The sequence below is a fragment of the Bacillus cereus group sp. BfR-BA-01381 genome (genome assembly GCF_022663555.1).
Taxonomy (GTDB): domain Bacteria; phylum Bacillota; class Bacilli; order Bacillales; family Bacillaceae_G; genus Bacillus_A; species Bacillus_A pacificus.
Map to the genome: position 1 here is coordinate 17729 of NZ_JAKUFR010000055.1, position 16840 is coordinate 34568.

Genomic DNA, 16840 nt, shown 5'->3' on the forward strand with positions numbered 1-16840 from the left:
GTAAAAGAACATCATTTACACTATGTTCTCTTACGCTTTTTTAGTTTGAATCCATTTTTTATTTACTAACAATCCTAAAATAAGAACAAATCGTTACGTAATAATAACCAATGTAAATAACACTATACACACCGATGCTAATTAATAACGGAACTGCAATTTCATACGGAATAACTGTCGCTAATCCTTTTAGCGCAAATAAAAACTCGTACAGTTTCTTAACTTTTTCTTAATGCAGAAGAAATTTGGCATCACATCTAGGTACATGAAATTATATCGACGATTTTTCAAATATATCGAACACAACTCAAAATATATCAACGATTTTTTCAATATATCGACGTTTCGACAAGGAATATCGACTTACCGACAAAAACTGACAGTAGAAACAACAAAAGAGGCCATCCAAAAATGTATTTTGGAACAGCCCCTCTATTTACTAACTACTGCACTTCTTTTTACATAAAACAAACTGACAACCAAAACGACAACTACGCCAAAATACACACCATACTCTATCGCAACTGCGACAATACTTTCAATATGTTGTCCAAATAAAGAACCTAGCACAAAGTAAACGAGTGTCCAAACAAATCCTGTCGTATAAGAATACAAAGCATACATCTTAAATGACATATTATTCATCCCAACTACATACGGTACGATATGTCTTACAACCGGTATGAAGTAACTTGTAACTAACGCATAATGACCATATTTCTCTACCATTTGTTGAGATTTCAAAAGATATTTCGCCTTTTTCTTTTTCATTAGCTTATGAAGTACTTTTGTACCAAATATTTTCCCTAATATATAACCTAGCGATAGCCCAGATACAACGCCTAAATATGTTAATAAGAATGCAGGAATGCCACTTAATATCCCTAGTGAAGAGACAAAGCCACCACTCATTACAATCATTTCGTCTGGAATTGGCATACCGATAATACCTAACCATAAACAGAAAAATAAAGCCCAATAACCGTATTGTTCAATATAAGATAATAATTCATGTAATTCCATTATGCATATGCTCTCCTTAGCTCTTTTTTACAGCTAAAGACGTAAGCTGGTGGGAAATTGAGCCACACTTTTTCTAGCGTAATTTCAGGGAAGAAATGCTGTATAAATCCTTTTTTCACAAGTGAATATTGAAATGTAATAAATTCACCGTTTTCTTGTATCGATTCCATTACATTGTTTAAAATACGCTTTGAAACTTCTTCTGGTAAAGAGGTAAAAGGTAATCCCGATAAGACGTAATCCACGCATTCTATATGGAACTCTTCCATATACTTCTTTATATTTTCAGCTGAACCGTGTACAACAATGACGTTCTGCTCATCTTTATATTTTCTCTTTAGCTCTTTGCAAAACACTTCATTAATTTCAATAAGAAGAAATATTGTTTCCTTCTTTTTTCTCTTCATAATCTCCTTCGTAAAAACCCCTGTACCAGGCCCTAACTCTACGATGCATTTCGCTCTATGAAAATCAATTACATCTACCATTTTTCTTGCTAATATTTTTGAACTTGGCGTAATTGCACCAGTATGTTTCGGATGTTTAATAAATTCGTGTAAGAATGTTATGAGTTGCATGTAACCATCTCCCTATTCGTTCAATAGTTTTTAACTTGTTTCTAAGTATAACTATCGTTTCTTAACAAAAATTGAGGAGATTTCTTAAGATTTTATGAAGAATAAAAAACAGCTATCGCCTATAGCGATAGCTGCTCCTTTATTACTTCGCACTCACAATCTTATAATAAGAACGAACCGTTAAGAAGTAATATCCAATATAAATAACACCGTATACTCCGATACTAATTAGAAGCGGAATCATAATTTCAAATTGTATTAGTGTTGCTAAACCTTTTAGTGCAAATAAGCTGTGCAAAATTCCAATCACTAACGGAATTGCAAAGATAAAGCTTACTTGTTTGGCGATAGCTTTTTTCATTTCTTGTTTTGTGACCCCTATTTTGTGAAGTACAACATAACGCTCACGATCAGCATTTGCTTCTGTTAATTGTTTAAAGTAAATGATAGAACCTGTTGCTAGTAAGAATACAAGACCTAAGAACATTCCAATAAACATCATTAGTCCTGTTCCTTCAAGCCCCATATGGAAACCAGTGTAGAAATCTCTAAATGATAGTACCATTTCTGATTCACCAGCTGGCATCACTTTTGTTAATTTTTCTGTTAACACTTTACTATCTTTTTCATCTTTTACATCAATATTTTTTACAACGCGTGTTCCAAATGATTGCTTCGCTTGTTCATACATTTCATCTGAAACGACAACAACTAGTTCACCTAAGTTTGTAATTGCAGTATTATTTGCATCCTTGATTGTTAATGTCTTCGTTTCATTTCCAATTTGGAATACCGTTTTATTTCCTTTATATTTTGGACTAAACTCATGCCCTTCCATATACGAACTATCATATATAAATGCTTCACCAGCAGCTACATTCACTGTTTCTGCGTCGATTTTTTTAGCAAATTTATTAAATTCTGACTGAGACATAAACTGATATTTCTCTGAAATCCTATAGTTCATGTTAAGAATGAAATCAACTTTGTCTCCTTCAAACTTCCCTTTTACAGGAACTGTCTCAATTTCAAATTGATCTTTGATCGGGTGATCTTTCTTCTCTTCTGCAAAAATCGCATTTACTTTCTTATCAAGCTCTGCATCTTTTTTCTCATAAGAGTAACTGTAAGGTGCAACTGCTTTTGACTGTGTAAATGTGTTGTAATACATCGTAACTGATGTACCAACTGCCGTTAATGTTACCGCGCTTAAAATAGAAATTGTCGCAAGTGACTTTGCATTTCCTTTAATACGATATAGTAGCTGTGACGTCGTTACCATATTCATACCGTTATAAAACGATGATTTATTCGTTCTTGCACGTTTCAATACGAATACTGTAAAGAACATAAATAGTAAGTACGTACCTAATACTGTTGCTAGTAAAATATAAAGTGCAACTGCCATAAAGTCTGCATATTTAACTGCCTTCATGAACATTAATGCTAAGAAATAACCTGAACCGATTAAGACAACTGAAATGAATGCCATAATGACAGATCCTTTTGGCATTGCTTCTCCTTCACGTTCTGCACGGAAAAGTTCAATTAACTTAAAGCGATAAATTAAACGATATCCTTGAAGTGATGTATACAAAATAATCACAAAGAAAATAAGTGCTGTATCAATAATGGCAGCTATCGGTACTTCAAAATGAACGTTTAAGTTTAATCCCATCATGCTTACTAGCAGTTCAAGGAATAATTTCGAAAGGACGCTACCAATCGCAATTCCGATAATTAAAGACATTAATCCCATTAACATATTTTCATAAAAGAGCATTTTACCAATCTGTCTTTTACGAATACCTAATAAGGAATATAATCCAACTTCTTTTTTACGTTTCCTTGTAAAGAAACCGTTTGAATATATAATGAACACCGCTACGAATATAATTAGCATGACACTGGAAACTTGGAAAGCTCCACTAATTTTTTTAGAAGCTTCCGCAGCTTTTTCCATTTGTGAATTATATTGCAGTGCTTTAAATGTAAAGTAAATAACGATACTAAAAATCATAGATGCAAAATATACAAAGTAGTCTTTAAAGTTCCGCTGTATGTTGCGGAGGGCAATGCTAGATAAGGTCATCAGCCATACCTCCGGAAATAGAAGACATTACGTCAACGACTTGTTGGAAGAACTGTTTACGCGTTAATTCACCGCGGTGCAATTCTTTATATAACTCACCATCTTTAATGAAAATAACTCGTTTACAGTAACTTGCCGCAAACGCATCGTGCGTTACCATTAAAATTGTAGAGTTGTCATATTCATTTAGCGACTTCATACTTTCAAGTAAATCTGTTGCTGATTTAGAATCAAGCGCTCCAGTCGGCTCGTCCCCGAAAATCATACTTGGATTTGTAACGATTGCACGTGATGCCGCACATCTTTGCTTCTGTCCACCAGATACTTGATATGGGAACTGACTTAAAATATGATCAATACCGAATTTCTTTGAGATTTCAAGAACGCGGCGATCAATCTCACTCGCTTTCACCTTTGATAACGCAAGAGGTAACGCAATGTTCTCTTTTACAGTTAACGTATCTAATAAGTTATAATCTTGGAAAATGAAACCTAAATGATCGCGGCGGAATAACGCTAACTTATCATCATTCATTTTCACGATATCTTTTCCATCAATTAAAATTTCACCTTTCGTCGCATTATCAATTGTGGAAAGAACGTTTAGTAAAGTCGTCTTACCAGAACCAGAAGGTCCCATAATTCCAACGAACTCACCTTCTTTTACTTGTACGTTAATACCTTTTAACGCTGCAAATTTATTACCACCCGTGTCATATACTTTTTCAATATTTTTTGCTTCTAACACTGTTTTCATCTCGACATCCCTCATTTCATCTATTCTCTATTTTCACTATATACATTCTCTACTTTTTCCACTATCGATGTTTCTTACACAAACATGACAGTTATGTAAGACCGGTAAGCAAAGAAATCAAAATTTAACCTAATGAATCAAAGTACTTTGTTACTATAGCATTGGGATATCATGCCATCCATTCATTCTCCTTACAGGAACATTACAATTTTGTAAGGTACAAAATGTACCCTACAAAGTTGTGCACGAAATGTCGGGTGGAGCTATTTCGTTCCTGCTATTCTATGTACAGAGGAGGTCATAATATGGATTCACTTAAAAATATGAATGCTGCAATGCGCTATATTGAAAATAACCTAACAAATGAAATTAATTTTAAAGAAGTTGCGAAACTAGCTTACTGCTCAGAATACCATTTCAAAAGAATGTTTTCTTTCCTAGCTGGCATATCACTATCAGAATACATTCGTTGTAGACGTCTTACTCTCGCTGCTTTTGAACTAAAAAATAGCGATGCAAAAGTCATTGATGTCGCTATCAAATATGGGTACAACTCACCAGATTCATTCTCTCGTGCCTTTCAAAACTTACACGGCATAACACCTTCAGAGGCCCGAAATAGTAGTCATTCCTTAAAAGCCTATTCACCAATGACCTTCCAATTATCCATCCAAGGAGGAAACGAAATGAATTATCGAATTGAAGAAAAAGAACCATTTCGAATTATAGGTATTACAAAACGAGTACCGATTGTATTTAACGGTGTAAATGAAGAAATTGCTTCTATGTGGAAAAGTTTAAATCCAAAGTCCATTCAAACGTTAAAGTCACTTTCAAACATGGAACCGAATGGAATCATTAGTGCTTCTACTAATTTTTCTGAAGGCAGAATGGAGGAAAAAGGCGAACTCGATCACTACATTGGAGTAGCCACAACTAAAGATTGTCCAGAGCAATTCTCACAACTTGAAGTTGCAGCTTCAACGTGGGCTATATTTGAAGCTGTCGGTCCATTTCCTGACACATTACAAAATGTGTGGGGGCGTATTTATTCCGAATGGTTCCCTTCTTCAAACTATGAACTAGCGGAAGGACCGGAAATATTGTGGAATGAACAGAAAGATACATCCTCTCCAAACTTTAAAAGTGAAATTTGGATACCGGTTTTGAAGAAGTGATAAAAAAACAAAGCAGCTTTTCCTTGAAAGGAAAAGCTGCTTTGTTTACATTTTTAGTTCTTTTTTATAAACAACATAAGAATATCCCATCGTTAATCCTACTGCCCCAACAATAATTCCAATGATTAGGAAACCTTTCCACGCTACGGGGGCAAAAATACTTAAAATCATAATAACCCCTAATACAACAAACACTTTTCCGCTAAAACGATGTGTCTTTCTCCATACTTCCTCGTTACTTAATGTCCACGGTGTTTTTATACCTACAAAGTAATTTGGTTTACATTGTGGTAAATAGTTGCCTATAACTATAAATAAAAGACCAACAAGAATATGCGGTGTACTATTCATTGGAATGTCATAACCTAATCCAGCTCCAATTCCAATGATATTTACTAAAAATAATAAGATCAATACACTATAATTTATTACATTATACCCTTTAGAGAACTTATCATAATTCTTATACTTCGGATCTATCTTAGGCAATACAGTCAATAAAGCATATATAAAAACCATAATTGCCACATCAAAAATCATCCCTCCCATTTTAGACATATGTCCATCTACTTCACCCGAAACATTCCAGTGACTCGGAACTTCTTCTGGTAAATTCGGCCACGCAACGCACCATGCAATAATCGTTAAAGCAATTAATAATAACGGAAATACATGTTTTCTCATTTCCCCTCTTCCCCCTTATTCGTAAACGTAAACACCCAAGTTAATAAATCTTGAAATACAGTTGTGTTTAAAGAGTACATAACGAACTGACCTTTTTTTTCATCTTGAATAAGTTCAGCATTTTTAAGTGCGTTTAAGTGGTGTGAAATACTTGGCTTTGTCATATTGAAATGTTCAGCAATCTCACCAGCGGTTAGATCACCTTCTTTTAATAAATCTAAAATTTTTCGCCTTGTTGGATCTGCTAATGCTTTAAATGCTTGATTCAATGTCTTTCTTCCCTTCACTAATTAGACATTTAGATATTTATCTAAATATTAAAATGATTTCGGTTAATTGTCAATTATATAAGAAGCCCTTTTTACTTTCTACGCTTTTGACATATACTGTTTACTAGCTTATCTTTCAACTTAATGAAAAGACTTGAAACACATGATACACTATAGCTACAATTGTTTTTTTAGGAGGAATATACATATGTATAAAATTTTAATCGTTGAAGACGATCCAAATATTTCATCATTACTGCAATCTCATATTCAAAAGTACGGTTACGACGCTGTTGTTACTGAAAACTTTGATGATATTATGGAATCGTTTAACACAGTGAAACCACATCTTGTTTTACTTGATGTAAACTTACCAAAATTCGATGGATTCTACTGGTGCCGTCAAATTCGTCATGAATCTACTTGTCCAATTATTTTCATTTCAGCGCGTGCTGGTGAGATGGAACAAATTATGGCGATTGAAAGCGGTGCGGATGATTATATTACGAAACCGTTCCACTACGACGTTGTAATGGCGAAAATTAAAGGTCAATTACGCCGTATTTACGGTGATTATGCGCCAAATATTTCTGAACGTATCGTTGAAGTAGAAGGATTAAAATTATTCCCGGAACGCCCAGAAATTCATTTTGGATCTGAGCAAGTTCTTTTAACGAAAAAAGAAGCTATTTTAGCAGAAATGTTATTATCTAAATTCCCTCGTACAGCGAGCCGTGAAGATCTGTTAGCTGCGCTTTGGGATGACGAGAGCTTCGTTGAAGAAAACACATTAAACGTAAACATTACGCGTCTTCGTAAAAAGTTCAATGAGCTTGGTATTGAAAATGCTATTGAAACAGTGCGCGGACTTGGGTATCGTTTTAACGCAACTTGGAGTGAATAAGCATGAAGCTATTTCTACGTGATCATTTTGCATTTTTTCTACTGTACGTATTAAACTTCGGTATCATTTTCGTTCTTTATGATGCAGTAGATGGATTTCAAAATAATAAATTTTACTTCGTCGTTTTAAGCTTATACTTATTTATTTGTTTCCTCGCTTACCGTTACGTTCGCAATCGTAGAATGTACCATAGATTAAGTGAACAACCAGAAAAAATGGAAGATGCATTTATTGAAAGAGCAACTGCTCCAATGCCTCACGGTGTAAATGAACTCGTACGCACGCAGTATCGTCTATTCCAAAAAGAACTACAATCGTACGAAGTAAAACAGCAAGAACATCAATTATTTATTAACCACTGGGTGCATCAAATGAAGACACCCGTTTCTGTTATGCAGCTTATGGTGCTCGAAATGGAAGATGAACATTTAATTCCGAAATTCAAAAAAGAATTAGAGCGTCTAAACCAAGGACTTGATATGGCTTTATACATGGCAAGGTTAAATAACTTCCATGAAGACTTCCATGTTGAGACGATTTCATTAAAAGACACGGTAACAAAAAATATTAATGGATTAAAAGAACTATTCATTCGAAACGGGGTCTTCCCTGTTTTAGAAGTTCATTCTGATTTAAAGGTTGCTTCTGATGCGAAATGGCTAAAATTTATCATCTATCAGTTAATGACAAATGCTGTTCGTTACTCTGGTGAGCGCGGAAAGAAAGTATTCTTATCTGCTTACCGAAATGGAAAAGATATTATTTTAGAAGTTCGTGATGAAGGTGTTGGTATTCCGCAAGAAGATATTCGAAGAGTATTCGAACCGTTTTACACTGGAAAAAACGGCCGTACATTTGGAGAATCTACTGGCATGGGGCTTTATATTGTAAGTAAAATTTGTGATTATTTAGGTCACTCTGTCAAACTAGATTCTGAAGTTGGGAAAGGAACGACGATTAAAATCATCTTCCACAACGCTGCAAATAATCAAGCAGAACATACGGAGAAGGTGACCGAAGCATGATCGCAACATATGCTAGCAAAATGTATGAGAACTTACTCTCATACATTTTTTGCAATAAAACTACATATTTTCCTTCTAGCGGGAGGTACGTATTATGACATTTTGGCAGTTTGCCTTTAAAAATGTAACACGTAATTCCAGAGCTTATTTTGCTTATTTCGTAAGCAGTTCTTTTTCCATTGCTGTTTTCTTTTCGTTTGCTGTTTATTTATTTCATCCTAAATTACAAAATTTTAGTATGATCTCAGAAATTTCCGGATTAATGATTTTTTCAGAAGTTATCATTGTCTTGTTCTCTTTCTTCTTTCTACTTTATTCAATCGGATCGTTTTTAAAAGTTCGGAAAAAGCAATTTGGTGTGTTAACCGTTTTAGGTATATCAAAAAAGCAATTACATCGACTCATTTTCACTGAAAATATGTTAATTGGTATTTTATCTATCTTTTTCGGCATGCAGTTTGGACTTGTCTTTTCGCAATTTTTCTTATTAGTAACAGCGAAAATTACACATCTACCAGGACTATATTTATATTGGCCAACGAATGCTTTTATTTTAACAACAATTGTATTTCTGAGTCTCTTTATTGCAGTATCTTCATTTACACCAATGCTAATTCGTACGAAAAGAGCGGTAAACCTTTTAAAAACGAATAATAGTGGGAAACAAAAAGAAAGAAAACCATCCATATTCATCTCTCTATTTGGTGCGATTTGTTTATTAGGTGGTTATATTTTAGCTGCAAATCCTAAATATTTCTTCTCAATAAACCCGCAAGTAGGCGTTATATATATGGTTTCAAGTATTTTTGTGATCCCATCACTTGTGACAGTTGGGACATATTTTTTCTTTTCTCAAATTAGTTTCTTACTTATTTATATTTTAAAGAAAAGAAGAAAGTTTTATATGAAACGAATTAATATGCTGTGGATCTCAGATTTAGCAAGCCGCATCCGAACGAATATTAATATGCTGTTTATTGTAGCGATGCTATCTACAATTGCTTTCACAATGATTACGTTCCTATATGGAGTCGGAAAGTTTACAAAGCTAGAGGTTACGCGAAGTTCACCGTTTCCATTCTCTTATTTTTCTTATGACGCAAATCCTTTTGTGGACGATCATTTAAATTGGCTTGAACAACAATTAAAAAAAGAGAATTTCTCTTATAAAAAAATAAAGGCTGATTTATATGAAACACCACTAAAAGAAGATGAAGGTATAACAACTTATAATGACATATATGCAATAAAACAAAGTGACTATAATAAACTCGCAGCTTCTCTGCGAATGAAACAACTATTCATGAACGAAAATGAAGCATACATCTTAACAGGTAACGCTTATGTAACCTTATTCAGCGAATTTGAGCCAAGCTACAATAGAAAGTCTATTACACTTTCTAGCACAAATACGCAATTACAAGTAAAGGGCTATGAACAAGCAGGGGCCATTCCATCTAATTTTTCATACCAAACTTTAATTTTACCTGATACTGTTGTTAATAACTTACCACATACAACAAAGCATGTAGCAGCGTACAATTACAAAGTACAAAACTGGGAAAAGACGTATAAAATTGCTGATGATTTTATACGAAAAATACAAAAAGATCTACAAAAATTCCAGCACGAAGGGCCCCTTATATACTCCTATGAATCAGCAGGTTCATTATACAGAATCACATCTGGTAGTGCCACGTACTTCCTAATTGGGACATTTCTAGGAGTCATTTTCTTTATTGGAGCGGGGAGCGTTCTTTATTTTAGAATGTATACAGATTTGACGAACGAACAAGAGAAATATATAACAATTTCTAAGATCGGTGTGACAGATAAAGAGATGAAACGATCTGCAACCATTCAACTTAGTATTTTATTTTTCGTCCCTTACATTATGGCATCCATTCATACAATGTTCGCAACGAAAATGCTCCAAGATGTAATTGATCTATCACTATTCAAAGAAATTTCAGCTGTTCTTATTATTTTTGGCGTAGTTGAAATCGTCTTTTTCTTATTCATTCGTTCCTTTTACATGCAACAGTTATCAGAGTATACGAATGGTTAAATTTTATGAATGTATTTAGTAGAGGAAAAGGATATCTCTTATATCCTTTTCCTCTTCACCCTACTAGGAGGCTAGGCAAATGACATTTTGGCAGTTTGCATTTAAAAACGTCACACGAAACGCCAGAGCTTATTTCGCCTATTTTGTAAGCAGTGCGTTCTCTATCGCAATCTTTTTCTCGTTTGCGGTTTATTTATTTCATCCTAAACTACATATGACAGGCGTAAATGCTGCTCTGAACATATTAATGACAATTTCAGAAATTGTCATTGTATTCTTTTCATTTTTCTTTTTACTATATTCAATCGGTACTTTCTTAAAAGTACGAAAAAAGCAATTTGGGATTTTAACAGTACTTGGCATATCCCAAAAACAATTAAAGAGACTCGTATTTCTAGAAAACATGCTAATTGGTGTTCTTTCCATCTTTTTCGGCATTCAGCTTGGACTTGTCTTCTCGCAGTTCTTTTTATTAGTTACTGCCAAGATTACACATGTTCCTGGTTTATATTTATATTGGCCAACAGCTGCCATTATTTTAACTATGATCATTTTTCTAGGTCTCTTCATTCTCGTCTCATCGTTTACGCCGATGCTCATTCGGACGAGGAAGGCTGTACGTCTTTTAAAAGAAGGAACAAAACAAAAAGAAAGAAAAGCATCTGTGCTCATCTCTCTATTTGGTGCGACATGTTTAATATCTGGATACGTACTAGCAGCCAATCCGCTATATTTCATGTCGCTCGGCGACTTAGTTGGGCTTTTGTACGCCGCCACCAGTATATTTCTCATTCCGTCACTTGTTACAGCTGGAACATACTTTTTCTTTTCACAAATTAGTTTTTTACTCATTCGTATATTAAAAACGCGAAGAACATTTTATATGAAGCGAATTAATATGCTGTGGATTTCTGATTTAGCAGCGCGCATTCGGACAAACATTAACATGCTCTTTATTGTAGCGATGCTATCAACACTTGCTTTTACTATGATTACATTCTTATATGGTTTTGGTAAATTTATGAAGTTCGATACAGTAAGAGAAAATCCTTTTCCTTTTACATATTTATCACATACTGAAAATACGTTGGCGGATGAACATTTATACTGGTTAAAACAAAAATTTAATGAAGAGCAATTTACTTATAAACAATTTAAAACGGATATATATGAAGTATCTTCAGCGGAAGAAAATTCGCAGCTCTATTATGCAATTAAACAAAGTGACTATAATGTACTTGCTAAGGCTTTAAATTTGGAAACACTCACGGTAAATAAGAATGAATCTTATATTCTTATGAAAGACTTAGATGATCAAGTTATTGGAACGCTTCATAATAAAGACAAGAAAAATACTCTTACACTTACGCAAAACAATTTGCAACTACAAGTGAAAGAATATAAAAGTTATAACCCATTCCCAAATCGCTTAATATACCAATTGCTCATACTATCTGATGAAAATGTAGAAGCATTATCCACTGTTTCAAAACAGATGAGTGTATATAGCTTTAAAGTTAAGGACTGGGAAAAAGCTAATAACATCGGCGCGGTATTCATAGACAAAATTAATACCGACGGGAACAACATTCAGGCAGAGCACCCGCCTTTCCATGCAAGTGAAGCGAGCAATTCTCTATACACAACAAAACAAAATGTCGCTTCGTTCTTCTTAATTGGTACTTTCTTAGGTGTTATTTTCTTTATTGGTGCTGGCAGTGTTCTTTACTTCAGGATGCATACAGATTTAACAAATGAACAAGAAAAGTATGTAACGATTACAAAAATTGGTTTAACAGAAGCTGAAATGAAACGATCTGCTACAATTCAACTTGCGATTCTTTTCTTTGTCCCGTACATTATGGCATCAATTCATACGATGTTTGCGACAAAGATGCTGCAAGAAGTTTTACATCTCTCGTTCTTCGCTGAGATTACAGTCGTACTGATGATTTTTGGAACGGTTGAAATTTTATTTTTCCTTTTAATTCGTTCCTTCTATATGCAAAAATTATCACAACACATTAAGTTTTAAAATTAGAAAGGTGATTATTATGGAAGAAGTATTACACATTAAAAATGTCTCAAAAGTGTATGAAGGAAAGGTCCCTCATACAGCTTTAAAAAATATAAATTTACATGTAGATAAAGGTGAATTCGTTGCGATTATGGGACCATCTGGTAGCGGTAAATCTACGTTTTTAAACGTTATTTCTACCATTGATTCTCCGACTGCTGGTGATGTCGTGATTAATGGAAAAAAACCGCACACATTTCGTAGAGAGAAGTTAGCTATTTTCCGCCGCCAAGAGTTAGGATTTGTTTTCCAAAACTTTAACTTACTAGATACATTAACAATCGGTGAAAATATCGTACTACCTTTAACATTAGATAATGTTCCTTTAAAAGAAATGGATGAAAAGCTTGATAACATTTCAAAAAAGCTTGGAATTGATCATATTTTAGACAAGCGTATCTTTGAAGTGTCAGGAGGACAAGCACAGCGTACCGCAGTAGCACGTGCTGTTATTCATCATCCTTCCCTTCTACTTGCCGATGAACCGACAGGAAACTTAGATTCAAAAGCGGCAATTGACGTAATGGAGCTATTTACGAAATTAAACAAAGAAGAAGATGCAACGATTTTAATGGTTACGCACGATCCATTTGCAGCAAGTTATTGTAACCGCGTCATTTTCATTAAAGATGGCGAACTTTACAATGAACTACACCGCGGATTGTACCGAGAGAAATTTTATCAAGAAATATTGGATGTTCTAGCATTACTAGGAGGAAGACGTGGATGACATTTTGGCAATTTGCATTTAAAAATGTCTCGCGTAATTCTAAAGCATATTTCGCTTATTTTGTAAGTAGTGCGTTCTCTATCATGGTTTTCTTTTCATTTACTGTATACGCGTATCATCCACGCTTACAGATTATGAATAAATTACAGGAACAAGATCCGCTCATGAACTTAGCTGGAATGGCACAGTTTGTTATCGTCTTGTTCTCGTTCTTCTTTCTCTTATATTCTATTGGGACATTTTTAAATGTACGAAAACAACAATTTGGCATTTTAACTGTTCTCGGTATATCTCAAAAACAATTAAAACGTCTTTTGTTTACTGAAAATATGATCATTGGAATACTCGCTATCTTTGCAGGTATTCAAGGCGGTCTTGTGTTTTCTAACTTTTTCTTACTCGTTACTTCTAAATTAACAAGTGCAAAAGGCCTCTATTTATATTGGCCAACAGAAGCAATTATCGTTACAACCGTAACCTTTATTATTTTATTTTTCATCGTATCTACGTTTACACCGATGTTCATTCGCACTCGTAAAACAACACAGCTCATTAAAGGGACTAAAAAAGGCGATAAAGAAAAAAAACCATCTATACTCATCTCGATATTCGCTTTAATTTGCTTAGCATTATGTTATTATATCGCTGGTTATCCGCAAGGCTACATAACAGAAAAGAATGCACAAAATGGCTCTGTATTATTTATCATGTTATCTATTTTGCCACTCGTAGTAGTCGGAACATATTTATTCTTTTCCCAAACATTTCTTCTCTTTATCTTGATTTTAAAAAGACGAAGAAAGTTTTATATGAAGCAAATAAATATGTTATGGATTTCAGATTTAACTAGCCGTACTCGTAGCAATATTAATGTGCTCTTTATCGTTTCTATGTTATCGGCACTTGCATTCACAATTATCATTGGGTTATTTGCCGCTAATAACAATACAAAAGCATCAATACTAGAACGATATCCTTTCCCCTTCACATACATATCCGAAGGAGAAAGTGCACTAGAGCAAAAGCACACTGCTACAATTGAAACAGAGCTTACACATGCTAATTTTCAATACAATAAATACAAATCTACAGTATTAAAAGATACAGCTTCAAAAGAAGACGTTGCTCTTATGAAAATGAGTGACTATAACGCACTCGCTAAACAATTAAAGAGGCCGAAAATAACTCTGGATTCTACACAAGTTTATATTATGTCTCGTTATTCGCCAGAACTTTTAAATCTTGTATCAAATCCATTTGCTAAACAAAATACGATTACACTTGGCTCTAATAAAAAGGAATTTCATATTAAAGGTTTTATTAATAAAGGAATAGAACCACCCTTTGCATTGCCTCATCTCATTATTATGCAAGATAATGCAATTGAAAATATGATTCCTCATATTGAGACAATCGCGATTTATAATTATTTTGTAGAAAACTGGGAAAACACGATTATTCCGACGAAAAAAATGTCGCGTACCATTAGCGATGATGTACGTGATTTTTACGAAAAACATAAGGGAGAAAATACTCGAGCCCCTTTTTCTATTTATACAGCTGCTGATGATCTAAGCTACAGCAAAGGAAATTCAATTGCCACTTTCTTTATTTGGACATTTCTCGGCTTTATTTTCTTTATCGGAGCAGCTAGTGTTTTATACTTCCGTATGTATAATGACTTAACAACTGAAAGACAAAAGTATATTACGATTACAAAGCTTGGCTTAACTGAATCGGAAATGTTTCGCTCTGCAACGATTCAATTAGGAATTTTATTTTTTGTTCCTTACATCGTTGCTGGTGTTCACACATTATTTGCGGTTAAGTTTTTACAAAGCATGTTTTCTTTCTCATTACTAAAAGAGACATGTATCGTACTCACCTTTTTCGGGATTATCGAGATTATTTTCTTCTTCTTAATTCGTTCTCTGTACATTAATAAATTATCACAGCATATAAAAATGTGAATAAAATGGCCTTGTGCGTATTGCACAAGGCCATTTTCAATAGTTTTTAATAATTAGCAGCAATATCCACCATAGCCGCCAGCATAACCGCCGTAACCACCATAACCACAACCGCCGCCTCCGCCGAAGCAGCTAGCACCGATGATGATTAATAAAATAAACAATACGATTAGAAGCGCAAAACCGCCGCCACACCCATGTCTGCGGTTACAATCATCATGTCTGTGTTCACACTTTTCGCTCATTACTCTATTCCTCCTTTAGTATCATTCATAACAAGTTCACCTTGCTCTAAATGAGGGGATTCCATTTATAGTATGTTTTCAGGGCGAATAGGAAGCTTGGCTTACTTAAAAACGGGCTTGTTTTAGGAATTGGGCTTCATCGATCGGCGGATTAGCCTTATCAAGATGTAAGCATAAAGCATTTGACATACTTCTAATTTCTTACTAAAATTTAATTGAACGACCAATCAGTTTTTTGATTATACATTCAAATTATATAAATCAGGAGTTGAATAGCGTGACTGATTCTTTTATCGCAGAGGCTAGGCGTGAACAAATTATTCTTGCATGCATTGATACGTTAGAAGAAGTTGGATATAACAACTTAAGCTTAACGAAGGTAGCAAAAAAAGCTAAGATTAGCACTGGACTTATTTCTTATCATTTTAACGATAAGCTTTATCTTATGAATCGGACATTACAATTTTTAGTTGAGAAACAACATGAATTTATTAGCAATCGAGTGCTATTAGCCCAATCTGAAATAAACAAACTAGAAGCTTTTATTGAAGCACATTTGGCTTACCAAGAAACTCATTACAAAAATAATATTGCCTTAATTGAGATCGTCTTTAATGCAAGAAATGAAGAGAATATTCCTTATTACAGAATTGAAGACGATGAAGAAGATGATGCTCTTAGAACGCTGTTATTAAATATTTTGAAGACTGGTCAACAAAATGGAGTGTTTTCTAACTCATTCCAAATTGACACATTAGCTTCATTTATTTTAGGAGCAATCGAAGAAAGAATGCTAAAGGCAAATGCATCTATATCTATAGAAAATTACTCAGATGAGCTCATAAAAATGGTGAAGAAACTCACTATTTAAATGCCCTGATTTTGAAAAAATATATATTTAGAAAGGATGAACTACACATGAAAAAGGTATCTGTCATTGGATTAGGTTTTTTAGAAAAATTACTTGTTATAGTAAGTCCAATCCTTTTAGGCGTTATCGGATATTTTTCACCTAAATTAATAGAGGTTATAAAAAAGATTCCTCTCTTTTCTGATTCGAAAATGATAGAACTTTTAAATTTTATTAATCCCTTCTGGCTTCCTATTATCCTCATGTCAATTGGCGCTATTGCAGGAATTTTATTTTCTTTAATTATTTATAGTGAAGCTTTAAAAATGAACATTACTTCGGAAAGCATTCATGTAAATAAGGACGATCAAAAGAAGCAAATTACCAGTT

General features: G+C 34.0%; 16 protein-coding genes and 1 pseudogene. 9 read left to right on the forward strand and 8 right to left on the reverse strand.

What is annotated here, in order from left to right; translation table 11 throughout:
- Window positions 1-58 precede the first annotated feature (58 nt).
- The 5 genes and pseudogenes from MR079_RS18400 to MR079_RS18420 all read right to left on the reverse strand — a co-directional run.
- Window positions 59-202: pseudogene (locus MR079_RS18400) on the reverse strand (FtsX-like permease family protein); the annotation flags it as partial.
- A gap of 230 nt (window positions 203-432) precedes the next feature.
- On the reverse strand, window positions 433-1023 hold the full coding sequence (locus tag MR079_RS18405; RefSeq protein WP_139869560.1) for a DedA family protein: 591 nt from the start codon (window positions 1021-1023) through the stop codon (window positions 433-435).
- Window positions 1023-1601 carry a class I SAM-dependent methyltransferase gene (locus MR079_RS18410; protein ID WP_139869559.1) on the reverse strand — a complete coding sequence of 193 codons (579 nt, stop codon included), beginning with the start codon at window positions 1599-1601 and terminating at the stop codon, window positions 1023-1025. Before MR079_RS18410 ends, MR079_RS18405 begins: the two co-directional genes overlap by 1 nt.
- 142 nt (window positions 1602-1743) lie before the next feature.
- Complete coding sequence (locus MR079_RS18415) at window positions 1744-3693, reverse strand: ABC transporter permease (protein ID WP_139869558.1); 1950 nt, start codon at window positions 3691-3693, stop codon at window positions 1744-1746.
- Complete coding sequence (locus MR079_RS18420; RefSeq protein ID WP_139869557.1) at window positions 3680-4450, reverse strand: ABC transporter ATP-binding protein; 771 nt, start codon at window positions 4448-4450, stop codon at window positions 3680-3682. The genes MR079_RS18415 and MR079_RS18420 overlap by 14 nt, the downstream gene beginning before the upstream one ends.
- Before the next feature lie 305 nt (window positions 4451-4755).
- On the opposite strand from MR079_RS18420, the gene MR079_RS18425 reads away from it, so the two are divergent.
- Window positions 4756-5628, forward strand: coding sequence for an AraC family transcriptional regulator (locus tag MR079_RS18425; protein ID WP_242294406.1), 873 nt, complete (start codon window positions 4756-4758; stop codon window positions 5626-5628).
- 45 nt (window positions 5629-5673) lie between these two features.
- On the opposite strand, the gene MR079_RS18430 is transcribed toward MR079_RS18425, so the two are convergent.
- Together MR079_RS18430 and MR079_RS18435 are read right to left on the reverse strand one after the other, a co-directional pair.
- Complete coding sequence (locus tag MR079_RS18430; RefSeq protein WP_242294407.1) at window positions 5674-6312, reverse strand: SdpI family protein; 639 nt, start codon at window positions 6310-6312, stop codon at window positions 5674-5676.
- Window positions 6309-6581: an autorepressor SdpR family transcription factor gene (locus tag MR079_RS18435; RefSeq protein ID WP_001070523.1), complete on the reverse strand. Its 273-nt coding sequence runs from the start codon at window positions 6579-6581 to the stop codon at window positions 6309-6311. Before MR079_RS18435 ends, MR079_RS18430 begins: the two co-directional genes overlap by 4 nt.
- A 208-nt stretch (window positions 6582-6789) precedes the next feature.
- On the opposite strand from MR079_RS18435, the gene MR079_RS18440 reads away from it, so the two are divergent.
- The 6 genes from MR079_RS18440 to MR079_RS18465 all read left to right on the forward strand — a co-directional run bounded on the left by MR079_RS18440 (window position 6790) and on the right by MR079_RS18465 (window position 15355).
- On the forward strand, window positions 6790-7485 hold the full coding sequence (locus MR079_RS18440; protein WP_000276733.1) for a response regulator transcription factor: 696 nt from the start codon (window positions 6790-6792) through the stop codon (window positions 7483-7485).
- Between the two features lie 2 nt (window positions 7486-7487).
- On the forward strand, window positions 7488-8510 hold the full coding sequence (locus MR079_RS18445) for a sensor histidine kinase (protein ID WP_000765345.1): 1023 nt from the start codon (window positions 7488-7490) through the stop codon (window positions 8508-8510).
- A 94-nt stretch (window positions 8511-8604) separates the two neighbouring features.
- Window positions 8605-10578: an FtsX-like permease family protein gene (locus MR079_RS18450; protein ID WP_242294408.1), complete on the forward strand. Its 1974-nt coding sequence runs from the start codon at window positions 8605-8607 to the stop codon at window positions 10576-10578.
- A 79-nt stretch (window positions 10579-10657) separates the two neighbouring features.
- Complete coding sequence (locus tag MR079_RS18455; RefSeq protein ID WP_242294409.1) at window positions 10658-12613, forward strand: ABC transporter permease; 1956 nt, start codon at window positions 10658-10660, stop codon at window positions 12611-12613.
- 19 nt (window positions 12614-12632) lie between these two features.
- Complete coding sequence (locus tag MR079_RS18460; protein WP_000393244.1) at window positions 12633-13385, forward strand: ABC transporter ATP-binding protein; 753 nt, start codon at window positions 12633-12635, stop codon at window positions 13383-13385.
- Window positions 13382-15355: an FtsX-like permease family protein gene (locus MR079_RS18465; RefSeq protein WP_139869553.1), complete on the forward strand. Its 1974-nt coding sequence runs from the start codon at window positions 13382-13384 to the stop codon at window positions 15353-15355. Before MR079_RS18460 ends, MR079_RS18465 begins: the two co-directional genes overlap by 4 nt.
- A gap of 53 nt (window positions 15356-15408) precedes the next feature.
- On the opposite strand, the gene MR079_RS18470 is transcribed toward MR079_RS18465, so the two are convergent.
- Complete coding sequence (locus MR079_RS18470; protein WP_001290392.1) at window positions 15409-15600, reverse strand: YjcZ family sporulation protein; 192 nt, start codon at window positions 15598-15600, stop codon at window positions 15409-15411.
- Window positions 15601-15877: 277 nt separating this feature from the next.
- Here MR079_RS18470 and MR079_RS18475 point away from each other — a divergent pair, with 277 nt between their 5' ends.
- Entirely contained in the window at window positions 15878-16471 is a 594-nt protein-coding gene (locus MR079_RS18475; protein WP_139869552.1) for a TetR/AcrR family transcriptional regulator, read from the forward strand.
- Window positions 16472-16518: 47 nt separating this feature from the next.
- The coding region (locus tag MR079_RS18480) for a YqeB family protein (protein WP_472927143.1) at window positions 16519-16840 on the forward strand (322 nt) is incomplete at its 3' end.

Bases quoted from the DNA above. Each gene is read 5' to 3' on its own strand.
- MR079_RS18460 (WP_000393244.1), top strand. From the start codon at position 12,633: ATGGAAGAAGTATTACACATTAAAAATGTCTCAAAAGTGTATGAAGGA.
- MR079_RS18440 (WP_000276733.1), top strand. From the start codon at position 6,790: ATGTATAAAATTTTAATCGTTGAAGACGATCCAAATATTTCATCATTA.
- MR079_RS18420 (WP_139869557.1), bottom strand. From the start codon at position 4,450: ATGAAAACAGTGTTAGAAGCAAAAAATATTGAAAAAGTATATGACACG.
- MR079_RS18470 (WP_001290392.1), bottom strand. From the start codon at position 15,600: ATGAGCGAAAAGTGTGAACACAGACATGATGATTGTAACCGCAGACAT.
- MR079_RS18450 (WP_242294408.1), top strand. From the start codon at position 8,605: ATGACATTTTGGCAGTTTGCCTTTAAAAATGTAACACGTAATTCCAGA.
- MR079_RS18445 (WP_000765345.1), top strand. From the start codon at position 7,488: ATGAAGCTATTTCTACGTGATCATTTTGCATTTTTTCTACTGTACGTA.
- MR079_RS18405 (WP_139869560.1), bottom strand. From the start codon at position 1,023: ATGGAATTACATGAATTATTATCTTATATTGAACAATACGGTTATTGG.
- MR079_RS18455 (WP_242294409.1), top strand. From the start codon at position 10,658: ATGACATTTTGGCAGTTTGCATTTAAAAACGTCACACGAAACGCCAGA.
- MR079_RS18415 (WP_139869558.1), bottom strand. From the start codon at position 3,693: ATGACCTTATCTAGCATTGCCCTCCGCAACATACAGCGGAACTTTAAA.
- MR079_RS18465 (WP_139869553.1), top strand. From the start codon at position 13,382: ATGACATTTTGGCAATTTGCATTTAAAAATGTCTCGCGTAATTCTAAA.
- MR079_RS18410 (WP_139869559.1), bottom strand. From the start codon at position 1,601: ATGCAACTCATAACATTCTTACACGAATTTATTAAACATCCGAAACAT.
- MR079_RS18425 (WP_242294406.1), top strand. From the start codon at position 4,756: ATGGATTCACTTAAAAATATGAATGCTGCAATGCGCTATATTGAAAAT.
- MR079_RS18430 (WP_242294407.1), bottom strand. From the start codon at position 6,312: ATGAGAAAACATGTATTTCCGTTATTATTAATTGCTTTAACGATTATT.